Origin of the sequence: Micromonospora sp. NPDC006766, assembly GCF_040636055.1 — a bacterium.
Classification (GTDB): Bacteria; Actinomycetota; Actinomycetes; order Mycobacteriales; family Micromonosporaceae; genus Micromonospora.
Genome location: NZ_JBEYIX010000043.1, coordinates 27,477 through 50,528, shown reverse-complemented (window position 1 = coordinate 50,528; position 23,052 = coordinate 27,477). Strand labels below are relative to the sequence as shown.

The 23,052-nt window shown below is 72.0% G+C and carries 23 protein-coding genes and 1 riboswitch; of the genes, 8 read left to right on the top strand and 15 right to left on the bottom strand.

From position 1 onward, the window contains the following. Positions 1 to 367: 367 nt before the first annotated feature. Both ABZ671_RS25640 and ABZ671_RS25635 read left to right on the top strand, forming a co-directional pair. On the top strand, positions 368 to 715 hold the full coding sequence (locus tag ABZ671_RS25640) for an Lsr2 family protein (protein ID WP_357862637.1): 348 nt from the start codon (positions 368 to 370) through the stop codon (positions 713 to 715). A 237-nt stretch (positions 716 to 952) separates the two neighbouring features. Then, positions 953 to 2,200: an MFS transporter gene (locus ABZ671_RS25635; protein ID WP_357862635.1), complete on the top strand. Its 1,248-nt coding sequence runs from the start codon at positions 953 to 955 to the stop codon at positions 2,198 to 2,200. A gap of 62 nt (positions 2,201 to 2,262) precedes the next feature. Here the strand turns inward: ABZ671_RS25635 and ABZ671_RS25630 are convergent, their stop codons facing one another. Then, positions 2,263 to 3,141 (bottom strand): hypothetical protein, encoded by an 879-nt coding sequence (locus ABZ671_RS25630; protein WP_357862632.1) that lies wholly within the window; start codon positions 3,139 to 3,141, stop codon positions 2,263 to 2,265. A 178-nt stretch (positions 3,142 to 3,319) separates the two neighbouring features. Between ABZ671_RS25630 and ABZ671_RS25625 the strand changes: the two genes are divergently transcribed. Beyond that, entirely contained in the window at positions 3,320 to 4,036 is a 717-nt protein-coding gene (locus ABZ671_RS25625; protein WP_357862630.1) for a helical backbone metal receptor, read from the top strand. Positions 4,037 to 4,111: 75 nt separating this feature from the next. Here ABZ671_RS25625 and ABZ671_RS25620 read toward each other — a convergent pair whose 3' ends face one another. Further along, the gene (locus ABZ671_RS25620; protein WP_357862628.1) at positions 4,112 to 4,810 is read right to left on the bottom strand and encodes a CBS domain-containing protein; all 699 of its coding nucleotides are present in this window, start codon (positions 4,808 to 4,810) and stop codon (positions 4,112 to 4,114) included. A gap of 228 nt (positions 4,811 to 5,038) precedes the next feature. Here ABZ671_RS25620 and ABZ671_RS25615 point away from each other — a divergent pair, with 228 nt between their 5' ends. Together ABZ671_RS25615 and ABZ671_RS25610 are read left to right on the top strand one after the other, a co-directional pair. Then, positions 5,039 to 5,608, top strand: a complete 570-nt coding sequence (locus ABZ671_RS25615; RefSeq protein ID WP_357862626.1) for a hypothetical protein — start codon at positions 5,039 to 5,041, stop codon at positions 5,606 to 5,608. Between the two features lie 165 nt (positions 5,609 to 5,773). Then, entirely contained in the window at positions 5,774 to 6,142 is a 369-nt protein-coding gene (locus tag ABZ671_RS25610; RefSeq protein WP_357862623.1) for an FKBP-type peptidyl-prolyl cis-trans isomerase, read from the top strand. 75 nt (positions 6,143 to 6,217) lie between these two features. On the opposite strand, the gene ABZ671_RS25605 is transcribed toward ABZ671_RS25610, so the two are convergent. The 5 genes from ABZ671_RS25605 to pdhA all read right to left on the bottom strand — a co-directional run bounded on the left by ABZ671_RS25605 (position 6,218) and on the right by pdhA (position 11,743). Next, positions 6,218 to 6,568, bottom strand: coding sequence for an STAS domain-containing protein (locus ABZ671_RS25605; RefSeq protein ID WP_357862621.1), 351 nt, complete (start codon positions 6,566 to 6,568; stop codon positions 6,218 to 6,220). Between the two features lie 169 nt (positions 6,569 to 6,737). After that, positions 6,738 to 8,009 carry an Ig-like domain-containing protein gene (locus ABZ671_RS25600; RefSeq protein WP_357862645.1) on the bottom strand — a complete coding sequence of 424 codons (1,272 nt, stop codon included), beginning with the start codon at positions 8,007 to 8,009 and terminating at the stop codon, positions 6,738 to 6,740. A gap of 205 nt (positions 8,010 to 8,214) precedes the next feature. Continuing rightward, a complete protein-coding gene (locus ABZ671_RS25595; RefSeq protein ID WP_357862619.1) occupies positions 8,215 to 9,549 on the bottom strand; it encodes a dihydrolipoamide acetyltransferase family protein in 1,335 nt (444 codons plus the stop codon). Continuing rightward, positions 9,534 to 10,538, bottom strand: coding sequence for an alpha-ketoacid dehydrogenase subunit beta (locus ABZ671_RS25590; protein ID WP_357862617.1), 1,005 nt, complete (start codon positions 10,536 to 10,538; stop codon positions 9,534 to 9,536). Before ABZ671_RS25590 ends, ABZ671_RS25595 begins: the two co-directional genes overlap by 16 nt. Next, the gene (pdhA, locus tag ABZ671_RS25585; protein WP_357862643.1) at positions 10,538 to 11,743 is read right to left on the bottom strand and encodes a pyruvate dehydrogenase (acetyl-transferring) E1 component subunit alpha; all 1,206 of its coding nucleotides are present in this window, start codon (positions 11,741 to 11,743) and stop codon (positions 10,538 to 10,540) included. The genes ABZ671_RS25590 and pdhA overlap by 1 nt, the downstream gene beginning before the upstream one ends. A 72-nt stretch (positions 11,744 to 11,815) precedes the next feature. Here pdhA and ABZ671_RS25580 point away from each other — a divergent pair, with 72 nt between their 5' ends. Continuing rightward, positions 11,816 to 12,322 (top strand): Lrp/AsnC family transcriptional regulator, encoded by a 507-nt coding sequence (locus ABZ671_RS25580; RefSeq protein WP_357862615.1) that lies wholly within the window; start codon positions 11,816 to 11,818, stop codon positions 12,320 to 12,322. A gap of 18 nt (positions 12,323 to 12,340) precedes the next feature. On the opposite strand, the gene ABZ671_RS25575 is transcribed toward ABZ671_RS25580, so the two are convergent. Beyond that, entirely contained in the window at positions 12,341 to 12,667 is a 327-nt protein-coding gene (locus ABZ671_RS25575) for a hypothetical protein (RefSeq protein ID WP_357862613.1), read from the bottom strand. Between the two features lie 137 nt (positions 12,668 to 12,804). Next, positions 12,805 to 13,035 carry a hypothetical protein gene (locus ABZ671_RS25570; protein WP_357862641.1) on the bottom strand — a complete coding sequence of 77 codons (231 nt, stop codon included), beginning with the start codon at positions 13,033 to 13,035 and terminating at the stop codon, positions 12,805 to 12,807. A gap of 260 nt (positions 13,036 to 13,295) precedes the next feature. On the opposite strand from ABZ671_RS25570, the gene ABZ671_RS25565 reads away from it, so the two are divergent. Further along, positions 13,296 to 14,780 carry a S8 family serine peptidase gene (locus tag ABZ671_RS25565; protein WP_357862611.1) on the top strand — a complete coding sequence of 495 codons (1,485 nt, stop codon included), beginning with the start codon at positions 13,296 to 13,298 and terminating at the stop codon, positions 14,778 to 14,780. A gap of 78 nt (positions 14,781 to 14,858) precedes the next feature. Beyond that, a riboswitch (ZMP/ZTP riboswitch) is annotated at positions 14,859 to 14,948 on the top strand. Between the two features lie 18 nt (positions 14,949 to 14,966). Beyond that, positions 14,967 to 16,403: a glycine hydroxymethyltransferase gene (locus ABZ671_RS25560; RefSeq protein WP_357862609.1), complete on the top strand. Its 1,437-nt coding sequence runs from the start codon at positions 14,967 to 14,969 to the stop codon at positions 16,401 to 16,403. A gap of 197 nt (positions 16,404 to 16,600) precedes the next feature. On the opposite strand, the gene ABZ671_RS25555 is transcribed toward ABZ671_RS25560, so the two are convergent. From ABZ671_RS25555 to ABZ671_RS25530, 6 genes are all read right to left on the bottom strand, one after another. Continuing rightward, positions 16,601 to 16,855 carry a hypothetical protein gene (locus ABZ671_RS25555; RefSeq protein ID WP_357862607.1) on the bottom strand — a complete coding sequence of 85 codons (255 nt, stop codon included), beginning with the start codon at positions 16,853 to 16,855 and terminating at the stop codon, positions 16,601 to 16,603. Positions 16,856 to 16,907: 52 nt separating this feature from the next. Next, positions 16,908 to 18,221 (bottom strand): PLP-dependent aminotransferase family protein, encoded by a 1,314-nt coding sequence (locus tag ABZ671_RS25550; RefSeq protein WP_357862605.1) that lies wholly within the window; start codon positions 18,219 to 18,221, stop codon positions 16,908 to 16,910. A gap of 1 nt (position 18,222) precedes the next feature. Then, entirely contained in the window at positions 18,223 to 19,305 is a 1,083-nt protein-coding gene (locus ABZ671_RS25545) for an alpha-hydroxy acid oxidase (RefSeq protein ID WP_357862603.1), read from the bottom strand. Then, the gene (locus ABZ671_RS25540; RefSeq protein ID WP_357862639.1) at positions 19,298 to 20,281 is read right to left on the bottom strand and encodes an alpha/beta hydrolase; all 984 of its coding nucleotides are present in this window, start codon (positions 20,279 to 20,281) and stop codon (positions 19,298 to 19,300) included. The genes ABZ671_RS25545 and ABZ671_RS25540 overlap by 8 nt, the downstream gene beginning before the upstream one ends. Then, complete coding sequence (locus ABZ671_RS25535) at positions 20,281 to 21,507, bottom strand: cytochrome P450 (RefSeq protein ID WP_357862601.1); 1,227 nt, start codon at positions 21,505 to 21,507, stop codon at positions 20,281 to 20,283. The genes ABZ671_RS25540 and ABZ671_RS25535 overlap by 1 nt, the downstream gene beginning before the upstream one ends. 64 nt (positions 21,508 to 21,571) lie before the next feature. Then, entirely contained in the window at positions 21,572 to 22,882 is a 1,311-nt protein-coding gene (locus tag ABZ671_RS25530; RefSeq protein WP_357862599.1) for an SGNH/GDSL hydrolase family protein, read from the bottom strand. Positions 22,883 to 23,052 lie beyond the last annotated feature (170 nt).

The following is a 23,052-nucleotide window of genomic DNA, read 5'->3' as shown; positions in this document are numbered from 1 at the left end:
GGCTCGGTCGGCTTCTCGGTGGTCACCGACCTGATCTCGCCCCGCCGGCGGGGCCTGGTGATGACCCGTTCACGCCTTGCTGTCAGCAGTGTGGTGAACATGTGATGCTCCTTTCCAGAGCAATCGCCGCACCGCTTCATTGCCCCCGGAGGATCACTCCCTCCGCCGTCGCCGTGGGCGCTCCCTGTGCCGGCTTGTGACCCACCCCACGTCGCGGCACCCTCCGTGCGGCGTGCAGCACGGCGGCCCGCCATTCCCGGCGCGGATTAGCCGACCCGCCGAATGGCGAACGGCCGATATTGTTGCGAATTTGCCGCACCATAGGTCAAACTCTTAGCCACACTGCCCGACACAGGGAGCAATGGCGATGGCAAGGAAAGTAATCACCGTTCTGACCGACGACCTCGACGGCGGAAAGGCGGATCGGACCGTCGAGTTCGGTCTGGACGGCGTGACGTACACGATCGACGTCTCCGACGAGAACGCCGGCGTGCTGCGCAAGGCGCTGGACCCGTACATCAGCGCTGGCCGACGGATCGGGCGTGGCCCGCTGGAGAGTGGACGCGCCGCGCGGCGGCCGGCCCGCCCGGCCACCTCCGGAATGGACCGCGAGCAGAACCGCGCCATCCGGGAATGGGCCGCGAAGAACGGCTACGAGATTTCCGAGCGGGGCCGCATCCCGGTCTCCGTGGTGGAGGCCTACAAGAGCCGCTGAGCCCTCCTGGTTCACCGTCGGGCACACCGGGGTCACGCTGAGAAATCGGCGTGGCCCCGGTTGGCGTTTTCAGCGTTGACAATTCTCACCCCGGTGGAGAGCGCCGGCATCCGGCACCCGCACCGGACCGTGAGCGGCGCCACCATGATCGCCCGGTGACCAACCCCCCGTCGTACCCCTAGGTTGTAATGACCGGCACGTCCGGTGCTCATTACACGAACGACACGGGGGTGGCGCATGACGACGTGGTGGAGGCAGACCGGGGGCGGGTTACCCCGCACGTTCTGGTATCTCTGGACCGCCACGCTGATCAACCGGCTGGGCAGCTTCGTCGCCATCTACCTCGGCGTCTACCTGGTCTCGGTGCGCCACTTCGACCCGTCGTACGCCGGAATGGTGATCGGGTTGCACGGCGCCGGCAGCGCGCTCGGCACGCTGGTCGGCGGCATCGTCGCGGACCGGTGGGGCCGGCGGCCGGCGATGCTGTCCGGCAACGTCGCCGCCGCAGCCACAGCGGCCGGGATGGGACTGACCGGGCACCCGGTCGCCATCGCGGCGCTCACCCTGACGCTCGGGCTCTTCCTCGGCGTCTCCCGGCCCGCCTTCACCGCCACCATCATCGACGTGGTCGGCGAGCGCGACCGGCTGCGGGCCCTGACCTTGAACTACTGGGCGATCAACATCGGGTTCTCGGTGGCCGCCATCGTCGCCGGCGTGCTGATCCGCGTCGACCCGCTGCTCCTCTTCCTGATCAACGCGGCCGTGCTGCTCGGCACCGCCACCCTGATCGGCCTGAAGGTGCCGGAGTCCCGGCCGGCCCCCGAGGCCGTCGGGCCCCGCGTCCGGGCCGACCGGGGCGGGCTCGGCGCGGTGCTGCGCGACCGGGTCTTCCTCACCTTCACCGCGCTGACCGGGCTGATCTGGCTCTGCATCGAGGCGAACGCGATGCTCCCGGTGGCCTTGCAGGCCGACGGGCTGCCCGCGTCGGCGTACGGGCCGATCATCGCGGTGAACGGGCTCATGATCGTGGCGGGACAGTTGTTCGTACCCCGGCTGATCGCCCGTTTCGACCGGACCCGCACGATCGCGGTGGCGGCGGTGGTCGTCGGCGTCGGGTTCACGGTCACCGCCATGGCCGACACCGTGCCGCTCTACGGGCTCAGCGTGCTGATCTGGACACTCGGCGAGATGATGATGACGCCCGCCAACTCGGCGCTCAGCGCCGATCTCTCCCCGGCCGCGCAACGCGGTCGCTACCAGGGCGTCTATTCGCTGGGGTACGCCTTCGCCAGCTTCGCCGGCCCGACCCTGGGCGGCCTGGTCACCGGTCGGTTCGGGGTTACCGCGCTCTGGCTCGGGCTGAGCGGGCTGGCCCTGCTGGTCGCGGTGGGCAACCTGCTCGCCGGACCGGCCCGCACCCGCCAGATCGAGGTGCTGCGGGCACCCGCACCGCTGCCGGCCCGGCCCGTGCCCGCGCCGGCGTGACCCGCGCGCCCGGCCGGCACCGCCGGTGTCGGCCGGGACACGACGCGGGCAGCGCCGGGCGGTCAGTCGGCGCAGAGGTGGTCGAAGGCGAAGCCCCCGTCGAACTCGTCCCGCCGGGCGGCCAGCCGCCGCAGACGCCCGCGCAATTCGTCCCGGTCGACCAGCGACGGCTCGACGGCGTCGAGGTCGCGCAGCCGCTCCCCCACCGCCACGGCGGCCAGGTCCTCGGCGAGTTGCCCCGGATCCACGCCGCAGGAGAACCGCTGCGCGAACAGGCCGACCCGTTCGACCAGGCACCGGCCGGGCCGCACCTCGACCCAGCTCCACCCCTCGGCCGGGCCGCCCGTCCACCGCACATGCATCCCGCGGACGATCGGGTCGGCGAGCCGGCGCTCGACGTACGCCTCGACGACGGCGGCCCGAGCCAGCGCCCCGAGATCGTTCACCGGTCCGCTGCGCCCGTCGGGCAGCCGGCCGACGATCTCCCGGAACTCGATGGCGTACCCACCCTCCGCTCCCGAGCCGGCAGCGTAGCTCCGCGCGTCGATGACGTACTCGACGAAACGTCGGGCATGGTCGGCGCCGCGCAGCGTCGTCGACTCGACCCGCAGCACCGGCAGGCCGACGGCCGCGCAAACCACACTGGTCATCCGCTCGGCGCGGCGGGCGGCGGTGCCGGCGGGCGGCGGCGCGACCTGCACGGCGAAGACGGGACGGCCGCTGTCGGCCGCGCAGACCACCTGGTCGAAACTGTCCCGGAGGGCGCTGCTCCACTGGTGCCCGGTGATGCCCGGCGGCCGTCCCTGCACCAGCTCACCCAGCCGCCGCGCCGCGTACCCGACGTGGCCGGCCCGGGTGAGCAGCGGGGCGGGCCCGGCCGTGATCGGACGCAGCCAGGAAGCCGCCACGCTGCCGCTGCTCGTCATCTTCGTCAAACCCATCCATCGCTCGATCGACGCCCGAGTCTAGGCCGTCGATCATGGACGCCGCCTCCCCCGGGATGGATGGGAACCAACCGGTTCGGACCGTCACCCGCCACCTGCGCGGCACTGACCAGCCCGCCCGACGACGGATCGCCTCGGTACGCGAGGATGCTCCGCAGCGAGGAAGGGAGCCGCCGTGCGAGTGGTGTCACTGGTGCCGTCGTTGACCGAGGCCGTGGCGCTGACCCGGCCCGAGGTGCTGGTCGGCGCCACCGACTGGTGCACCCACCCGGCCGGGCTGGACGTCGCCCGGGTCGGCGGCAGCAAATACCCGGACCTGGACCGGGTGCTCGCGCTCCGGCCCGACCTGGTCCTGCTCAACGAGGAGGAAAACCGGCTCGCCGACGCCGACGCCCTACGCGCGGCCGGCGTACCGGTGTGGGTCACCTTTCCCCGTACGGTGCCCGAGGCGCTGACCCAGCTCGGCGAGCTGCTCGCGGCGATCGGGGTGCCCGGCGAGCCGGACTGGCTGCGGGACGCCCGGCGCGCCTGGGCGGCACCGCCCGGCCCGTCGGCGCCGCGTGCCGCGGTCGTGCCGGTGTGGCGGCGGCCGTGGATCGTGCTCGGCCGGGACACCTTCGCCGGTGACGTGCTGCGCCGGCTGGGCATCGCCAACCAGTGGGCCGACCACGACGAGCGTTACCCCCGCCCGAGCCTGGACGAGTTGCGCGCCCGAGCGCCCGAGCTGGTGGTGCTGCCGGACGAGCCGTACCGGTTCACCGCCCAGGACGGGCCGGAGGCGTTCCCCGGCGTACCAGCCGCGCTCGTCTCGGGCCGGCACCTGACCTGGTACGGCCCGTCGCTCGCCGAGGCGCCCGCGCTGCTCGCCGCCCAGCTCGCCGGCGCAACCTGAGGGCCGGACCGGGCGGACGAACCCGCTCGCCACGACCGCCGGCCGACCCGGTGCGGGGCCGGCCGGCGGCGACGGTCAGGCGACCGGCGTGGCGTGCACCGGATCGAGCTCCCTCAGCGTGGTGTCGTCCACGTCGTACGCGATGGTGTTGTGGACCTGCACGACGCCGCTGACCTGGGCGGCGAGCCGGCCGGCAAGGTCGACGGCGCTGCGCCGGTCCAGCCCGCCGTCCAGGGTGACCGCACCGTCGCGGACCTGGACGGTGACCAGGCCGTCCCGCACCGCGAGCACCCGGCGCAGCACCTCTTGCACCACGTCCTCGCGGATCTCCGCGTCGGTGCGCAGGTGCACCCGGAGCAGGTCGCTCCGAGTCACGATGCCGACCAGCCGGCCGAGATCGTCCAGCACCGGCAGCCGCTTGACCTCCTCGCGGCCCATCAGCCGAGCCGCCGCCGGCAGCGACGCGTGCGGGCAGGTGGTCACCGCCGGAGCGGTCATCAGGTCCCGGGCGAGCAGGGCGTCCGCCTTCTCCCTGGCGATACGCCGGCGCCGTCCCTCGAAGACCCGCCGCTCGTCGGGCTGCCCGGCCCGCTCCACCTTGTGCAGCAGGTCCGCCTCGGAGACCACGCCCAGCACCCGGCGGAAGCCGTCCACCACCGGCACGGCGCTGACGCCCCGCCGGATCAACACATCGACGATCTGGCGGTACGGGGTCTCCTCCTCCACCGCCGCGACCTCCCTGGTCATCACGTCGCCCACCTGCCACGTCCTCATCACGACCTCCTCGGCCCGGTGTTCTGAGCACGACGGTAGGGCGGGCTTGTCCACCGTGGTCAGAGGCGATCGGCAGGGCCGCGCAGGGCCGACCAGGCCGGGTCGGGACGGGTCCAAGGTCCCGGCCAGGAGCGGCCCGGTCGGCCCTGCCCGCACGACGCCGGCCGAGGTGGAATGAAGATGCCACCGGGAAGCGCGGTGCGAGGCACAGGAAGGGACGTGGAGACCATGACCGCGACTGTCGAGCGGATCACCGCCAACAACACCATCGCTCCGGCGGTGCAGACCATCCGCCAGGTCGAGACCATCCGGCAGAAGGCCGCCCGGTACGTCTTCGCCGGACTGCGGATCGCCCTCGGCTGGATCTTCCTCTGGGCTTTCCTGGACAAGATGTTCGGCCTGGGACACGAGACCACGGCGAAGAACGCCTGGCTCAACGGCGGCAGCCCCACCAAGGGCTTCCTGACCTTCGGCGCCAAGGGCCCGTTCGAGAACCTCTACCACGGGATCGCCGGAGCGGCCTGGGCGGACTGGCTGTTCATGGTCGGCCTGGCGGCCATCGGCGTCGCTCTGGTCCTGGGCATCGGGATGCGGGTCGCCGCGGTCGCCGGCGGGCTCCTGCTGGTCCTGATGTGGACGGCCGTGCTGCCCCCCGCGAACAACCCGTTCATGGACGACCACCTCATCTACGCGGGCCTGCTGGCCGGCCTGGCCCTGGTCGGCGCGGGGAACACCTGCGGACTCGGCCGGGCATGGGCAAAGCTCCCCATCGTCCAGCGGCTCCCCTGGCTGCGGTGACCGATCCGGCAGTGCCCAGCGGGCGGGCGTCACCGAAGGTGGCGCCCGCCGTCTCGTCCGCCCACCGGTCCCGGCGCCGTCGCGCCGGGACCGACATGTATCGGCCGGTCACGATCCGGCAGGATCGACGGAGATTGCACCCACGAACCACCGAGGAGATCCGCCATGGAAAAGCCCGAGGTTGGCCCGATCGAGGGCGCACCGCCCGCCGATCTCGTCATCGAGGACATCACGGTCGGCGAGGGCCCGGAGGCCCGCCCCGGCCAGCTCGCCAACGTGCACTACGTCGGCGTGGCCCACTCGACCGGCCGCGAGTTCGACGCCTCGTGGAACCGGGGCGAGGCGTTCGAGTTCTCACTCGGCGGCGGGCAGGTCATCGCCGGCTGGGACCAGGGCGTGGTCGGCATGAAGGTGGGCGGCCGGCGCAAGCTGACGATTCCGCCGCACCTGGGCTACGGCGCCCGGGGCGCCGGCGGGGTCATCAAGCCGAACGAGACGCTGATCTTCGTGGTGGACCTGCTCGGCGTCCGCTGACACACGGAGCGACCCGCACCGGGGCCGTCGGCGCTCGTGCCGGCGGCCCGGTGCCGTCCCGGGTGGTCGGCGCGGTCAGGCCGGGACCAGCTCCGTCGCCGCGGCCGACTCCACGATCGGCATCACCCGGTGCAGCCCGGTGGCATGCAGCACCCGGCGGACCACCGGGTCGGGGTCGACCAGCAGCAGCTCACCGCCCCGGGACCGGGCCCGCAGGTACGCGGCGACCAGCGCGCGCACCCCGGCCGCCGACAGCACCCGAACCTCGGACAGATCCAACCGCAGCACGGGCCGGGCGGGCGCGGCCCACAGCCCCGCCCGGAACGCCCCGACCGTGGCGATGTCGATCTCGCCGACCGCCCGGACGTCGACCACGTCGTCGGCCACGCTGACCTCCACGTGGAACCGCTCGCTGTGCTGCCCCATGACCGTCAACTTAGCCGCCGGGACCGACATTTTCGCCTTCCCGGACCCGGGATCCGGGTACGTCCGGGGTCTGACCCCGAGACGCTCAGGGTGGTCCCCCGGACAGCATGCGACGGACGGCCCCCCACCTCGGCGGCGGGCCGTCCGTCGGTCGTACCTCCCCAGGTCCTCAGCCGCCGCTCGCCGACGGGGCGGGTGCGGGCGCCGACCCGCCGGCCACCGCGCCCGGGTGTGGCGTCGCGCTCTGCGTGGGCTTGAGCCCGGCCGGCACCGGCAGCGCGCTGCCCTTGGCGAACTCGTCCCAACTGACGTTCCAGGCCGTGAAGCCGTTGCCCTGGTCCAGCTTCACCTCAGTGCCCTTGACCGTCACCAGGTCGCCGACCTGGGTGACGCCCATCAGCCAGTGCGCGTCAACGGACGAGACGTTGGTGCAGCCGTGTGAGGTGTTGTAGCTGCCCTGCTCCCCCTCCGACCACGGCGCGGCGTGAATGAACTCGCCGCCCCAGGTCAGGCGCTGCGCGTCGTCGACGTCGACCACGTAGCCGCCAAGCGGGTCACCGCGGGTGTCGAAGGTGGTCCGGTCGAACTTCTCCATGATCACCATGTTGCCGCTGGAGGTCGGTGTGCTCTCCTTGCCGAGGCTCACCGGGACCTTCTTGAGCAGCTTGCCGTCCGCATAGACCGACATCTGCTTGGTGGCGTTGTCGATGTCAAGCGAGGTCTGTCGGCCGATCTTGGACGTCCCCGTGTGGTCCTCGTCGCCGATGGCGTCCTTGCCGATCGGCAGCCCCTGCAGGGCGCTCCGCACGCTGATCTTCGTGCCCGGCTTCCAGAAGTCCGGCGCCCGGTATTCGACCTGCGTGCCGTCCGCGATCCACGACCACGTGCCCGGCTGCGGCGGATCCGTCTTCACGAACAATCGTCGCTGCACATCCGCCCTGGCCTCTTTCGGAATCCCCGGGTCGAACTTGACGACCAACGGCATCGCCGTCCCGTACGTCTGATTGTCGGTGAAATAGAGCGTGCTGGTGATCGGCGACTTGGTCGACGACGTCGCCGTGGTGGTGAATGTCGTCTTCTGTGTGGTGCTCTTTCCGGAATCGCCGGTCGCGGTCACCTCCGCGGTGTACGTCCGCGAATTGTCCAACGGCTTGCTCGGCACCCAACTGGAGCCGTCTTCCCGCGGCTCCGCCGCCACCTGCGCGCCCTTGTCGTCGGTGAGCCGGACGGCGGTGATCTTCCCGCCGCTGACAGTGGCGCCCACCTCGGCGCTGATCGGCACGTCCTTCGCGTGGTCCGACGGTGTGACGGTCAGCGACGGGGGCTTCTTCTTCTCCTGGCCCGACTTCACCGTCTTCGGTGCGACCGTGCAGCCGGCGACAACCAACGGTGCGGTAGCCATGGTTACCGCCAATAGCGTGAATCGTCGCCTCACGTCCATATTCGGTCCCCCATTTCCACTCCCCCTCGGCCACATTCTGTACGGCGTTTCCCAGGCCACGGCGCTCTTCCCCAAGAAATGCCCGTGAAACCACCAGCATTTCGTCGCCGATGTGCCCGACAAGGGCGCCGCCGCGAGGAGGCGATGTCCAACGCGACGGGGCCGGTCATCCAGCAGAGGATGACCGGCCCCGTCGGGCGGGATTTCAGACGTTCGCCACCAGCAGCGCGGGCTGCTCGACACAGTCCGCGACGTGGCGCAGGAAGCCGCCCGCCACACCGCCGTCACAGACCCGGTGGTCGAAGGTGAGGCTGAGCTGAGTCACCTTGCGGACCGCGAGTTGACCGTCGACCACCCAGGGCTTGTCGACGATCCGGCCCACCCCGAGCAACGCCGCCTCGGGGTGGTTGATGATCGGGGTGGAGCCGTCCACCCCGAACACCCCGTAGTTGTTCAAGGTGAAGGTGCCGCCGGTCAGCCGCGCCGGAGGCAGGGTGCCCGCTCGGGCCGCGGCGGTGGTCTCCGCCAGCGCGGCGGCCAGCTCGCGGGTGGTCAGCCGCTGCGCGTCCCGCAGCACCGGGACCACCAGGCCACGGTCGGTCTGCGCGGCGATGCCCAGGTGCACCCCGGCAGCCTGGATGATCCGCTGCCCGGCCGTGTCGACGTGGGCGTTGAGCTGCGGATACCGGCGCAGCCCGCTGAGACAGATCCGGGCCAGCAGGGCGAGGATGCTGACCGGGGCGTCCGGGCTGGCCGCGTTGATCGCCGCCCCGGTCTCCAGCAGCCCGGTGGCGTCCACGTCCACCCAGATGGTCACCTCGGGGATCTCCCGCCGGCTGCGGGACAGCTTGTCGGCGATCGCCCTGCGGATGCCGGTGAGTGGGATGACCGTGTCCCCGTCACCGCCGGGCGCGAGCCCGACGTGCGCCTCGGTGGCGTCCGGCACAGCCGCGAGGCCCGCCGCCGGGGCGGCCTCCACGTCCGCGCGCCGGATCACCCCGCCGGGCCCGGTGCCGCGCAGCGACGCCAGGTCCACCCCGCGTTCCCGGGCCAGCCGACGGACGATCGGCGAGATCACCAGGACGGAGCTGGCCGTACCCGTGCGCCCGTCGGTTCCGGCCGGGGCCGCTGCGGTGGGTTCCGGCGCGACGGCCGGCCGGGGCCGGCGCCGCCGACGGCCGGAGCCGCCGTGGCCGGTGCCGTAGCCGATCAGCACGTTGCCGGAGCCGGCCCGCTCCTCCTCGCGGTAGGTGGCGTGCCCGGCGGGCTCCGCAGGATCACCGGCGTCGAGGGGGGCGATGGTGATCAGCGGCTGGCCGACCGGGCGCACCTCACCCGCCGCGCCGTGCAGCGCGACGACCCGACCCGCGTACGGGCAGGGCACGTCGACCACGGCCTTGGCGGTCTCCACCTCGACCACCGTCTGGTCCACAGTGACCACGTCGCCGACGGCGACCCGCCACTCGACGATCTCCGCCTCGCTCAGCCCCTCGCCAAGATCGGGCAGGAGGAAGTCCTTGGTGCTCATGCCTTCACCCACCGGCTGTCCGGCTGGTCGTCCCACTGGAGCCGGGCCACGGTGTCCAGGACCCGGTCGACCGAGGGCAGGTGGGTGTGCTCCAGCATCGGCGCCGGGTACGGGATGTCCAGGCCGGACACCCGCAGCACCGGGGCGTGCAGCGCGTGGAAGCAGCGTTCCTGCACCCGGGCGGCGATCTCCGCACCGACGCCGGCGAAGCCCTGCGCCTCCTGGATCACCACGCAGCGGCCGGTCTTGCGCACCGACGCGGTGACCGTGGCGTCGTCGAACGGCACGATGCTGCGCACGTCCACGACCTCCAGGTCCCAACCCTCCTCACGGGCGGCCTCGGCCGCCTCCAACGCGACCGGCACCGCCGGCCCGTACGCGACGAGAGTGGCGTCGGCGCCGGCCCGGCGCACGACGGCCCGGCCGAACGGCGCGGTGCGGGCCGGCAGCTCCGCCTCGGCGCTGGAGAAGTAGAGCTTCTTCGGCTCCAGGAACACGACCGGGTCCGGGTCGTCGATCGCCTCGCGCAGCAGCGAGTACGCGTCCTCGACGGTGGCCGGGGTGACCACCTTCAGGCCCGGGGTGTGCGCGTAGTACGCCTCAGACGAGTCGCAGTGGTGCTCGACCCCGCCGATACCGCCGGCGTACGGGACCCGGATGACGATCGGCACGCTGAGCGCGCCGCGGGTGCGGTTGCGCAACTTCGCCACGTGCGAGGCGATCTGCTCGAACGCCGGGTACGCGAACGCATCGAACTGCATCTCGACCACCGGCCGCAGCCCGGACATGGCCAGGCCGACGGCGAAACCGACGATCCCGGCCTCGGCGAGCGGGGTGTCGAAGCAACGCTTGTCGCCGAACCGGGCCTGAAGCCCGTCGGTGATCCGGAAAACGCCACCGAGCTGCCCGACGTCCTCACCGAACACGACGACCCGCTCGTCGTCCAGCATCGCGTCGGCGAGCGCGGCGTTGAGCGCCTTCGCCATGGTCATGGTGGCCATCAGGCGTCCCCCTCCTCGTCGCGGGCGGCGGCCAGCTCGGCGCGGACCTGCTCGCGCTGCTCGACCAGTTGCGGGGTCGGCTCCGCGTAGACGTGGTCGAAGAGGCTCAGCGGGTCGACCGTCGGCTGGGCGTTCATCCGGTCACGCAGCGCGGCGGCGTACGCCTCGGCCTCGTCGGCGACCGCGCCGACCGCGGCGTCGTCCAGCGCGCCCCGGGCCCGCAGGTACGTCTCCAGCCGGGCGACCGGGTCGCGGTCCCGCCACGCGTCGACCTCCTCGGCGTCCCGGTAGCGGGTCTGGTCGTCGGCGTTGGTGTGCGGCTCCATCCGGTAGGTGTGCGCCTCGACCAGGAACGGCCCCTTGCCCGAGCGGGCGTGCTCCACGGCGCGGGTGAGCACCGCGAGGACGGCCACCGGGTCGTTGCCGTCGACCTGCTCGCTGGGTACGCCGTACCCGACGCCCTTGTAGGCCAGGCTCGGCGCGGCGGTCTGCCGGGACAGCGGGACGCTGATCGCGTACTTGTTGTTTTGTACGAAGTAGACGACCGGGGCTTTGAACACGGCGGCGAAGTTGACCCCCTCGTGGAAGTCGCCCTCGCTGGTGGCACCGTCGCCGATGAAGGCCAGCGCCACGGTGTCCCGCCCCTGGTACGACTCGCCGTACGCGAGGCCGGCGGCGTGCACGCACTGGGTGGCGAGCGGGGTGCACTGCGGCGCGGTGCGCCGGGCCGCCGCGTCGTACCCGCAGTGCCAGTCGCCGCGCAGCAGGGTGAGCACCTCGACCGGGTCGATGCCCCGGGCGGTCAGCGCCATCGACTCGCGGTAGGTCGGAAAGACCCAGTCGGTGTCGCGCACCGCGAGGACCGCGCCGACCTGGCACGCCTCCTGGCCGCGCGAGGACGGGTAGACGGCGAGGCGACCCTGCTTGGTCAGCGCGGTGGCCTGGACGTCGAAGCGGCGGCCGACGACCATCCGCCGGTACATCTCCCGCAGCGCCTCGACCGGCGGCTCGGGGTAGTCGTCCCGGGCCGGCAGCGGGGTGCCGTCCGGGTTCAGCAGCCGGACCGGCTCGACGTGCGGCAGCAGGCCGGCCGACGGGTCGGGGGCGGCCGGGGTGGCCTTCCGGCGGGTGCGGGGGGATGCCCTGCGGGCCGCCTGGGGTGTGGTCGTCACGGCGAGGACCTCCTGGACGTGTGGTGGAACTATGCTCACGCCCTCGGATGATTGACTCAAGTTGCCCGTAGAACGCGGGATGAATGGCACATTGCGAGGTGGCTCATGAGCCAGGAGACCAACCCAGCACCGGGCGCGGCGGGCGGAACGGGACGTTCGGCCGGGCCGCTCGACGAGGTGGACCGACGGATCCTGCGCGAACTGACCGGCGACGGCCGGCTTTCCATTCGTACGCTGGCCGAACGGGTGCACGTCTCGCGCACCAACGCGTACGCCCGAGTGGAGCGGCTGGTGCGAGACGGGGTGATCACCGGGTTCCGGGCCCGAGTGGCGCCGGAGCCGGCCGGGCTGGGCACGTCGGCGTACATCGCGCTGACCATTGAGCAGAACACCTGGCGGGAGGTGTCCGAGGAGTTGGCCCAGGTGCGCTACGTCGAGCACGTGGCGCTGCTCAGCGGCGAGCACGACGTGCTGGCCCTGGTCCGGGCACCAGACAACGCGACGCTGCGAGACGTGGTGCTGGACCGGGTGCAGAGCATCGCCGGGGTGCTGTCGACGCGTTCGTGGCTGGTCTTCGAGGAGTTCGACGGGGCGCAGACCCCCTGGCCGTAGGGGATCGGTGGCGGGCGGTCAGGAGAGCAGCATGATGCCCGCGACGACCAGCGGCAGCCCGACGAACAGGAAGATCCCGACGCCGGTGAGGACGCGGCCACCGCCCCCGGTCTCCCGCTCGGGCGCGAGCCCGAAGGTGGCGCGGGCGCCCAGCATGCCGACCCGGCTGAGGGTGAGGTCGCCGGTGACCCCGAGCAGCCCCCCGACCACGACCAGGGCGATGCCGAACCGGGTGACGAACTCGCCGCCGGACACCGCGACCCAGACGCCGGCGGCCACCGCGACCACCACCAGCGCGATCACGAACAGCACCAGCGCTTCCCGCAGACCCTTGAGGACCGTCATTGATGGCTCCATCCCGTCGTGTCGGACGAGACATTCTGCGCCATCGACGTGTTCGGCTGCCGTCCGCACGCCCGGGGTCGCGAGGTCCACACGCGTCGGCCGGGATGGTCATTCCCATCCCGGCCGCGATGTACCGGTCAGCCCTTCTCTCGCTGAAGCCGGTCGATGAGCAACTTCTTGCCCTGGTCGCCAGCCTTGCGGTTGTTCTCCTGGATCTTCCGGAACCAGGTCGCCAGCTCGCTGTCGCCCCGATTCTCGGCATCGGCGATGTACGTCTCCAACTGCCAGATGTGCTGGAGTGACATCTGCACCGCGTGGATCAGGTCGTAGTTCTTGTCCTTGACCGGGCTCATCGGCTCTCGGACCATGGTCGCCACGGCGTACCTCCCCGTGCTGTCGGCTTCCGGTGGAGCAGTGCGGTTACCCGCTGACACCCTGTTGACACGCCCGGTCCAGGCCTCGGAGCCTTTGCCGCCATCTGACGGTTGTTGTTCATCCGTTCGGCTGTGTGTAACACAACACCACAAGCCTACGCTGAACCACTGGAAAGTGAGCATCCTGCTCGTTTTCCGCTGGCCCGCTTTCCCCCAGGCAGTGCGGCCGGCTGGATCAGCCCTCTGGAGTCTGTGTGAAGAACCTGCGTCGCAAGACCCTCGCCGCCGCGTCCGTCGTGGCGCTCGGCGTCGGCCTCGCCGCCATCGGCGGGGTGGCACCCGCCGCGGCCGCTGGACCGGAAACCACGTTCCTGGTCCTCGCCCCGCAGAACGGCAAGACCGACAAGGCCGCCGCCCGCGTGGCGGCCGCCAACGGCACCGTGGTGGCCAGCTACGACCAGATCGGCGTGCTCGTCGTCCGCTCGACCAATCCGAACTTCGCCACCGAGGTGGCGGGGGCGGGCGTCGAGGCGGCCGCCACCACCGCCGGCCTGGGCACCGCCCTCGACGAGGGCGAGACCGTCGAGGTCTCCGCGGAGGAGATCGCCAACGCCTCCGGCGACCCGACGAAGGAGCCCATGTACGGCCAGCAGTGGGACATGGACATGATCCACGTCCCGCAGGCCCACAAGATCACCATGGGTAGCCCGAACGTGGTTGTTGGCGTGCTGGACAGCGGCATCTCCAGCAGCCACCCCGACCTGGCAACCCAGATCGCCAAGGACAAGAGCGTGTCCTGCGTCGGTGGGGTCACCAACACCGCCGAGGCGGCCTGGAACCCGACCAACAGCGACCACGGCACCCACGTGGCCGGCACTATCGCCGCCGCCGTCAACGGCGTCGGCGTGACCGGCATCGCGCCGGGCGTCAAGGTCGCCGCCGTCAAGGTGGTCAACAATGACGGCTACATCTACCCGGAGGCTGCGGTCTGCGGGTTCATGTGGGCCGCCGACCACGGTTTCCAGCTCACCAACAACAGCTACTACATCGACCCGTGGGAGCTGAACTGCCGCAACGACGCGCGCCAGCGTCCGGTGTGGCAGGCCGTGCAGCGAGCGATCCGCTACTCGCAGAACAAGGGCGTGCTGAACATCGCGTCCGCGGGTAACTCGAACTACGACCTCGCTCACAAGATCACCGACACCGGCAGCCCGAACAACGGGACGCCGGAGAACCGGCAGAACCTCACCAGCGCCTGCCTGGACCTCCCTGCCCAGGCGCCGGGCGTGGTGACCGTCTCGGCGGTCGGCCCGACCGGGCAGAAGAGCTACTACTCCTCGTACGGCCAGGGTGAGATCGACGTGACGGCGCCGGGTGGCGACACCCGGGTCCGTACCCAGGGCCGCAGCTCCACCTCCACCGACGGGATTCTGTCGACCACCTTCAACACGGCGACGAAGACCAACGGTTGGGGCTACAAGCAGGGCACGTCGATGTCCGGCCCGCACGCCACCGGTGTCGCGGCGCTGGCGCTGTCGGCTCACCCGAACATGACCCCCGGTCAGCTGTCGTCGTTCCTGCAGCGCACGGCCGTGAGCATGTCCTGCCCGAAGGGCGTCTACAACCCGGTGCCGCTGTGGCCGGGCCGCCCGAACGACTACGACGCGACCTGCTCCGGCGGGAACCGTAACGGGTTCTACGGCTTCGGCATGGTCGACGCGTACAACGTGGTGAAGTGACCGCCTGACCGCAGCGGACGGGGCCCGGCGAGCGATTCGCCGGGCCTCGTCCGTCTCCGCAGCCCACCCGGTAGGATCGGCGCGGGCCGTGACTGGCGCGTGGGGATGGAGCACCATCGGGAAGCGGTCCCGTCGCAAGGACGCACGCCGAGCGCCTGGGCCTTCCGCACGTCACCAGGAGGTTCCATGTCGCTGAACGCCGAATCCACCGCCTTCCGCAGCGCGCTGGAGGTGATCCGGGCCGTCGAGCCGCGAGTGGCCGACGCCATCGGGGCGGAGCTCGCCGACCAGCGCGAGTCGCTCAAGCTGATCGCCAGCGAGAACTACGCCTCCCCCGCCACGCTGCTGGCGATGGGCAACTGGTTCAGCGACAAGTACGCCGAGGGCACCGTCGGCCGCCGGTTCTACGCCGGCTGCCAGAACGTCGACACCGTCGAGGCGCTCGCCGCCGAGCACGCCCGGGAGCTGTTCGGCGCGGCCCACGCGTACGTGCAGCCGCACTCCGGCATCGACGCCAACCTGGTCGCCTTCTGGGCGATCCTGGCCGACCGGGTGGAATCCCCCGCGCTGAAGAAGGCCCAGGTACGCCAGGTCAACGAGCTGACCGAGGCGGACTGGTTCGCGCTGCGCCGGGAGCTGGGCAACCAGCGGATGCTGGGCATGTCGCTGGACGCCGGCGGCCACCTGACCCACGGCTTCCGCCCGAACATCTCCGGCAAGATGTTCGACCAGCGCAGCTACGGCACCGACCCGGCCACCGGCCTGGTCGACTACGACAAGGTCGCCGCAGCGGCCCGCGAGTTCAAGCCGCTGATCCTAGTCGCGGGTTATTCGGCGTACCCCCGGAAGGTCAACTTCCGGATCATGCGGGAGATCGCCGACGAAGTCGGCGCGACCTTCATGGTCGACATGGCCCACTTCGCCGGCCTGGTCGCCGGCAAGGTCTTCACCGGCGACTTCGACCCGGTGCCGCACGCGCACATCGTCACCACCACCACCCACAAGTCGCTGCGCGGCCCGCGCGGCGGCATGGTGCTCTGCGGCCCGGAGCTGGCCGACCAGGTCGACCGGGGCTGCCCGATGGTGCTCGGCGGCCCGCTGCCGCACGTGATGGCCGCCAAGGCCGTCGCTCTCGCCGAGGCCCGCCGCCCCGAGTTCGCCGACTACGCGGCGCGCATCGTCGCCAACGCCCAGGCGCTCGCCGACGGGCTGCTGCGCCGGGGCGCGAAGCTGGTCACCGGCGGCACCGACAACCACCTGGTGCTGATCGACGTCTCCGGGTACGGGCTCACCGGCCGGCAGGCCGAGCAGGCGCTGCTCGACTCGGGCATCGTCACCAACCGCAACTCCGTCCCGCAGGACCCGAACGGCGCCTGGTACACCTCCGGCATCCGGATCGGCACCCCGGCGCTGACCAGCCGGGGCCTCGGTGCCGCCGAGATGGACGCCACCGCCGAGCTGATCCACACCGTGCTGGCCCAGACCACCCCCGGGTCGAACCCGGACGGCACCCCGTCGAAGGCCAAGTACGTGCTCGACCCGGCCCTGGCCGACAAGGTGAGCAAGCAGGCCAGCGAGTTGCTGACCGGCTTCCCCCTCTACCCCGCCGTCGACCTGGGCTGACCCCACCCCCGCCTCCGGCTCCGGCACCATCCCGACGCCCCACCGGCCTGGCCGGTGGGGCGTCGCCCTGTCCAGATGACGTAAACCGCTGGCCCGGACTCCTCCCGTCCGGAGGCGCGGCGCGGCCCTCACCGCCGATGCGGCCTCGACGTCAAGAGGGGCCGGGTGTCGGCGGTGAGGACACCGATCGTCAGCTGTCAGCGGGTCAGTGGGCGCTTGAGGTAGTAGCGGTGCACCTCGGTGCTGCCCTGGACGTTGTTCACGTCCTCGGCCGCGTTGACCAGCTCCCAGCCCTCCCGACCGACCCGGTTCAGGTGCGCGACCGCGGTCTCGCCGTACGGGGTCACGTCGACGCGCGACCCGTCCGGGCCATACCAGACGAACGAGACGGTGAACTGTCGGCCCTGCCCCTGATAGCGGCGGACCAGCAACGCGTACTCCCAGGCAACCATCGGTCCATTATCTACAAACGGATCACGTGACGCGACGGCGGCGCAGCGGGTGTCACGCCGGGGCTGTCGAAACAGCCAGCCCGTCGGCGACCAGCGCAGCGAGCCGGTCCAGGCCCACGTCGATCTGCGCCGGGGTGACGGCGCTGACCGACAGCCGCAGCGCGTTCACCGGCGTGCCGTCGTCGTAGAAGTGGGCCATCGGCGTCCACAGCACGCCGTACTCGCGAGCGGAGCGGTGCAGCAGCGCGTCGTCCACGTTGAACGGCACGGTCACCACCACGAAGAAGCCACCGGCGGGCACATTCCACCGCACCGGACCGTCGGGCCCGAAACGCCGAGCCAGCCCGTCGATCAGGTGCCGCAGATTACGGGCGTACGCGGCCCGTTCCCGGACGTTCGCCGCGACCAGCGAGCAGTCGTGGGCCAGCAGCGCCCCGCCGATCACCGCCTGGGCGATCGGCGAGGTGTTCACGGTGACCATGCTCTTGATCTTGGCGAGCTGGTCGGCGAGCGGGCCGACGGTCCCGTCGGAACCGGCCACCCGCTGGTCGGCGACCACGTAGCCGACCCGGGCCCCGGGCAGCACGGTCTTGGCGAACGAGCCGAGGTAGACCACCCGGCGGTGGGTGTCCAGCGCCTTGAGCGTGGGCCGCCGCTCGGTGCCCGTGGCCGGGAAGAGGCCGTACGGGTTGTCCTCGATCAGCAGCAGGTCCTCGTCGACGGCGAGGTCCAGCAGCCGCCGCCGCTGAGCCGGGTCCATGCTGACCCCGGACGGGTTGGCGAAGTCCGGCATCACGTAGCAGGCGCGCGGGCGCAGCCCCTCGGCCCGGGCCCGGCGCAGCTGTTCGCGCAGGTCGGTCAGGTCGATCCCGGCCGGCCCGCCGGCCACCGGGCGCACCGGCAGGTCGACCAGGCGGGCCGCGCCGGTGAGCCCGACGTACGTGGGAGCGACGGCGAACAGCACGTCCTGCGGCCCGGCCCGCAGCGCCCGCAGCACCAGGAACATCGCCTCCTGGCAGCCGACGGTCACCACGATCGTCTCCGGATCGACGGCGAGCTGCTCGTCGACGGCGAGGTTGCGGGCGATCAGATGATGCACGATGCCCTTGGTCCGGCCGTACTGCAGCAGCGTCCGGTCGACCTGGTCGGGGCTCAGCCCGAGGTCGTCGGCGAGATGCCGGCGGAAGGTGTCCAGGTACCGGTGCAGCACGGCAGAGTCGAAGAACTCCTCGTACGGCCGGCCGGCGGCGAGCGACACCGCGTCCGGGTAGTGCTGCGCCACCTCGTTGAGGAAGTTCATCGAGTTCAGCGCGGGGTCGTCGACGGCGGCGTGCAGGCTGTCGACGGTCAGGTCAACCGGCTCCACCTCATCCTCCAGTGCGGGTGCGCAGGTGCCGGGCCGCCGCCGGGTCGGCGCAGCCGGTGAGGGTGAGCGCGTCACGCAGCTCGGCGGCGAGCAACGCCAGGGCCGCCTCGGCGCCGGCCCGGCCACCCGCCGCCAGCGCCCACAGCAGCGGCCGACCGACCAGCACGCCGGCCGCGCCGAGCGCGAGAGCGCGCAGCACATCGGTGCCGCTGCGCACGCCGCTGTCCAGCAGCACCGCGCAGCGTTCCCCGACCGCCGCGACCACCTCAGGCAGCGCGGCGACGGCAGCCGGAGCCCCGTCGAGCTGCCGGCCGCCATGGTTGGAGACCACCACCGCGTCCGCCCCGGTCTCGGCCGCGCGGACCGCGTCGCGCGGATCGAGGACGCCCTTGACCAGCAGCGGCAGCGTCGTACGCGCCCGCAGCCAGGCCAGGTCGGCCCAGCTCAGCGCGGGGGCGAAGACGGCACTGGTGTGCGCCGCGACCGCGGACACCCCGGGCGTACCCTGGTGGGCCAGGTCGTCGCGGCCCTCGGGCAGGTTCGCGGCAGCGACGTGCGGCGGCAGTGCGAAGCCGTTGCGGACGTCGCGCAGCCGCCGGCCGAGCACCGGCACGTCGACGGTGACCATCACCGCGGCGCAGCCGGCGGCGTGCGCCCGACCCAGCAGGTCCGCCACCAGGCCCCGGTCGCGCAGCCAGTAGAGCTGGAACCAGACCGTGCCGCCGGCCGTGGCGATCTCCTCGATCGGCGTGCTGGACAACGTGCTGGCCACGTAGGGCACCCCGGCCGTCTTGGCGGCGGCCGCCAGGGCCGGCTCCCCGTCCGGGTGCAGCAGCTTCTGGTACGCCATCGGCGCGACCGCCACCGGCATGGCGTACGTCCCGCCTGGCAGCGCGGCGTCGGTGCGCGGGCGGTCCACCCCGGTCAGCACCCGGGGCAGCACCGCCACCCGGTCCAGGGCCACCCGGTTGGCCGTGAGGGTGGTCTCCGTGCCGCTGCCGCCGGCCACGAAGTCCCACACGTCGGCGGGCAGCACGGCCCGGGCCAGCTCGGCGAAGTCGGCCAGGCTGACCGGCTCAGCCATGGTCCGGCCCGCCGTTCGTCGCCCCGGCCGCCGACCCGGCCGGGTCCAGCCCAAACCTCCGCCGCAGGAAGGCCGCCGCCTGCTCCTGCGCCCGCCGGCCCGCGTCGAACACGCCGGGCATGGCGAAGAAGCCGTGGATCATCCCGTCGTACCGGGTCGCCTCGGTGGGCACACCGGCCTCCCGCAGCCGCGCCGCGTACCGCTCCCCCTCGTCGCGCAGCGGGTCGTGTTCGGCGGTGATGACCAGCGCCGGGGGCAGCCCGGACAGCTCCTCGGCGAGCAACGGCGAGGCGAGCGGGTGGGCCGCGTCGGCCGGGTCGGCGAGATAGTGCCGCCGGTACCAGGCAACGGAGTGCCGGTTGAACAGCAGCGCGTCCTCGTCGTCGGCCGGTCCCGGGCCGGGCCGCTGGTCGGTGTTCGGGTAGACCAGCAGTTGGGCGGCGAGCCGGGGACCCTCGTCGGCGCGGGCCAACAGGGTGACCGCGGCGGCCAGGTTGCCGCCAGCGCTGTCCCCGCCGACCGCGAGCCGGGCCGGGTCGATGCGGAACTCCTCGGCATGCCCGGCCAGCCAGCGCAGCGCGGCATGGCAGTCGTCCACGGCCGCCGGGAAACGATGCTCGGGGGCCAGCCGGTAGCCGACGGTCACCGTCTGGCAGGGCGTGGCGTTGGCGAGCCGGCGGCAGATCCCGTCGGCGGTGTCCACGCTGCCCAACGTCCAGCCGCCGCCGAAGAAGTAGACCAGGGTGGGCAGCGGGCCGTCACCGGCCGGCCGGTGGATCCGCACCGGCAGCGGCCCGCCCGGGCCGGGCAGGTGGGTGTCGCGTACCTCGTGGACCGGCTCGACCGCGCCGGCGCCGGCGCGGATCGCGGCGAGGTCGGCGGCGCGGGCCTCGCCCAGGGTCTGGGTGTAGAGCGGCGCGGTGTCGGCGGCCGCCCGCGCCGCCCGCCACGCGACCACCTGCGGGTCGAGCGCCATCATTCCCCCCGGCCGTCGGTGGTGACGAAGAGCTTGTCGATGCCGCGCAGGAACAGGCTCCCGCTGTACGTGTAGGGCTGGGTGACGGCCAGGCGCGGGAAGCGGGCGAAGAGTCGAGGCAGGGCGAGCCGGCCCTCCAGCTTGGACACCGCGGAGCCGAGGCAGAAGTGCAGTCCCACGCCGAAGGCGAGCGAGGGCGGGCCGGTGCGGTGAGGGTCGAACCGGTCCGGGTCGGGGAAGCGGGCCGGGTCGCGGTTGGCGGCGGCGATCAGCAGCAGCACGTCCTCGTCCTGCTTGACCGGCACCCCGCCCAGCTCGGTGTCGTACGGCGCGGAGCGGGCCAGGAAGTGGACCGGGCTCTCCATCCGCAGGATCTCGTCCACGCAGCCCCGCGCGAGGGCGTCGTCGCCGGGCAGCGCGGCGACCAGGTCGGGGCGGGCCAGCAGCAGCGGCAGCCCGTTGCTGAACATGTAGACGGTGGTGACGAAACTGGCGTTGAACAACACGATCAGGTTGCTGATCAACTCTTCCTCGGTCAGTTCCATGCCGCCGGCGTCCAGCACCTCGACCAGGCCACTGATCAGCTCCTCGCCGGGCTGCCGGCGCCGGTGGGCGATCAGGTCCCGGTAGTAGGCGCGCAGCTCCTCGGCGGCCTGGTTGGCGCGGGCCACCCGCTCCGGGGTCTTGCCGGCGACGTCCATGTACTCGTCGATCCAGTCGACCCGCTGCCGGTACCAGGCCAGATCCGCCTCGGGCAGACCGATGAACTCGGCCATCACCAGCGCCGGGACCGGGTACGCGAAGTCGGCGACGAAGTCCACCTCGCCGCCGTCGGCGCCCGCCTCGGCCATCCGGTCCAACCGGTCCTCGACGACCCGGACGATCACCGGCTCCAGCGCGCTCAGTCGACGCGGGGTGAACGTCTTGGCGAAGACCGCCCGCATCCGGGTGTGATCGGGCGGGTTGATGAACATCATCGAGGACAGGAAGGTGCGCAGGATCTCCTGCTCCTGCCAGCCCGGCGGGGCGCCCTTGTACCAGGCCGGGTCGCGCAGCACCTGGTCGACCACGTCGTACCCGCCGGCCACGGCAGTGAGGGTGCTGGCGGCGGGGCGGTTCGGGATAGCGCTGATCGGCGCCTGTTCGTGCAGGGCCGCGTACCACGGATAGGGATCCTGCCGGCCCTGCTCGCTGAACAGGCCGGCCAGGATCTGACCAACGTCCACTTTCGGTGCCTCCCCGGGATCGGCGGTGGGGGCGACGTGGGTCGCACGCCACCCCCACCGGGTGTCACAGATCGAGCAGCTTCAGCGGTACGGCGTCCGCCATCGCCTTGTTGCCGGTGTCGTTCGGGTGGATGTGGTCACCCGAGTCGTACGCCGGCAGCAGCCGGCTGGTGTGCGTGGGATCGCGCAGCACCTTGTCGAAGTCGATCACCCCGTCGAACTCCTTCGCGCCCTGGCCGCGCAGCCAGGAGTTCACCGTCTGCCGGGTGGCCTCCTTCTCCGGCGTCCACACGCCGGGGCCGCCGTTGCCCTCGTACGGGGTGAGGGTGCTGACCAGGCTGGTCAGACCGCGGGCCTTGACCTGCTGGTTGAGCTGCCGCAGCGAGGCGATGATGCTCTCCGCGCTGTCGCCGTTCATCCAGATGTCGTTGATGCCCAGGTGGGTGATGACGGTACGCACCCCGGTCTGCGGGTAGACGTCCTCGTTGAGCCGGGCCAGGGCGTTCGGGCCCAGCTCGTAGTAGCCGGGGAAGTTGTCCGCACCGGGCTCCGTGCCCTCGTGGTTAAGCCGGTTACCGGACAGGCTCATGTTCAGCAGACCCGGCCGCTGCACCTCGGGTCGGGAGCCGATGAGCCTCCCGGCGAGCAGGTCCGGCCAGCGCTTGTTGGCGTTGGCCGTGCTGCCGTTGCCGTCGGCGATCGAGTCACCGAAGACGACCACCGCGCCGGGGCTCTTCTTGCGTTCCACGTCGATGCCGGACAGGAACATCCAGCAGCAGTCGGGCCGGGTGGTGAAGCCCGCGCCGCCCGCCGAGGTGGTGAGGTCGGTGCCGCCGATGAAGACGGTGGACCGGGACTGGCCGTGGAAGGTGACCGCGCCGGTCAGCACCGGGAAGTACAGGGTGACGACCAGGTCCTCCTGCTCGCGGACCTTGAAGCCCACCGGGTCGCTGAGCAGCTCGGCGCCCCGGTTCATGGTGGCCGAGGAGGCACCATTGAAGGTCAGCTCGCGCAGACTGGCCGGGTCGATGTCGGACAGGTCGTTGACGGTGGCGGTGTTGGGGCGGGCGATGGTGGCGTGCCCCACCTTCACGGCCCGCTCGCCGTAGATGTTGGTCAGCCGCACCCGGAGCCGATCGCCGCCCACCGAGGTGTGCACGATCATCCGGATGCTGTGGTTGTTGAGGCCGGTGTCGGTGAGGCCGACGTTGTTTCCGCGGGTCACCGCGGTGGCCCAGCTAGCGGCCCACTCCGCGCGCCCCTTCGGGGCGCTGTCGGTGCCGGCAGGGCCGGCACTCGCGGTGACAGCCGGGGTAACGGCGATCAGCAACGCCGTGGCGAAGGTTATGAGGTGCCATCTTCTCGGGGTCGACATTAAACCTCCATCGTTGGCAGCCCGGGGCGCGGTCCGACCGACGGCACCACCCGGACGATGGACCGGAAACTAGCGGCCGCTCGCGACGAGCGTCAATCAACCTGATCGACATGATCAAATGTCCTCGGGGTGTCGCCGGACGCCGAACCGGCTCTGTCCACGCCGGACCT

Bases quoted from the DNA above. Each gene is read 5' to 3' on its own strand.
- ABZ671_RS25640 (WP_357862637.1), top strand. From the start codon at position 368: ATGGCAAGGAAAGTAATCACCGTTCTGACCGACGACCTCGACGGCGGA.
- ABZ671_RS25635 (WP_357862635.1), top strand. From the start codon at position 953: ATGACGACGTGGTGGAGGCAGACCGGGGGCGGGTTACCCCGCACGTTC.
- ABZ671_RS25630 (WP_357862632.1), bottom strand. From the start codon at position 3,141: ATGGGTTTGACGAAGATGACGAGCAGCGGCAGCGTGGCGGCTTCCTGG.
- ABZ671_RS25620 (WP_357862628.1), bottom strand. From the start codon at position 4,810: ATGAGGACGTGGCAGGTGGGCGACGTGATGACCAGGGAGGTCGCGGCG.
- ABZ671_RS25615 (WP_357862626.1), top strand. From the start codon at position 5,039: ATGACCGCGACTGTCGAGCGGATCACCGCCAACAACACCATCGCTCCG.
- ABZ671_RS25610 (WP_357862623.1), top strand. From the start codon at position 5,774: ATGGAAAAGCCCGAGGTTGGCCCGATCGAGGGCGCACCGCCCGCCGAT.
- ABZ671_RS25605 (WP_357862621.1), bottom strand. From the start codon at position 6,568: ATGGGGCAGCACAGCGAGCGGTTCCACGTGGAGGTCAGCGTGGCCGAC.
- ABZ671_RS25600 (WP_357862645.1), bottom strand. From the start codon at position 8,009: ATGGACGTGAGGCGACGATTCACGCTATTGGCGGTAACCATGGCTACC.
- ABZ671_RS25590 (WP_357862617.1), bottom strand. From the start codon at position 10,538: ATGGCCACCATGACCATGGCGAAGGCGCTCAACGCCGCGCTCGCCGAC.
- ABZ671_RS25580 (WP_357862615.1), top strand. From the start codon at position 11,816: ATGAGCCAGGAGACCAACCCAGCACCGGGCGCGGCGGGCGGAACGGGA.
- ABZ671_RS25575 (WP_357862613.1), bottom strand. From the start codon at position 12,667: ATGACGGTCCTCAAGGGTCTGCGGGAAGCGCTGGTGCTGTTCGTGATC.
- ABZ671_RS25570 (WP_357862641.1), bottom strand. From the start codon at position 13,035: ATGGTCCGAGAGCCGATGAGCCCGGTCAAGGACAAGAACTACGACCTG.
- ABZ671_RS25560 (WP_357862609.1), top strand. From the start codon at position 14,967: ATGTCGCTGAACGCCGAATCCACCGCCTTCCGCAGCGCGCTGGAGGTG.
- ABZ671_RS25555 (WP_357862607.1), bottom strand. From the start codon at position 16,855: ATGGTTGCCTGGGAGTACGCGTTGCTGGTCCGCCGCTATCAGGGGCAG.
- ABZ671_RS25545 (WP_357862603.1), bottom strand. From the start codon at position 19,305: ATGGCTGAGCCGGTCAGCCTGGCCGACTTCGCCGAGCTGGCCCGGGCC.
- ABZ671_RS25540 (WP_357862639.1), bottom strand. From the start codon at position 20,281: ATGGCGCTCGACCCGCAGGTGGTCGCGTGGCGGGCGGCGCGGGCGGCC.
- ABZ671_RS25530 (WP_357862599.1), bottom strand. From the start codon at position 22,882: ATGTCGACCCCGAGAAGATGGCACCTCATAACCTTCGCCACGGCGTTG.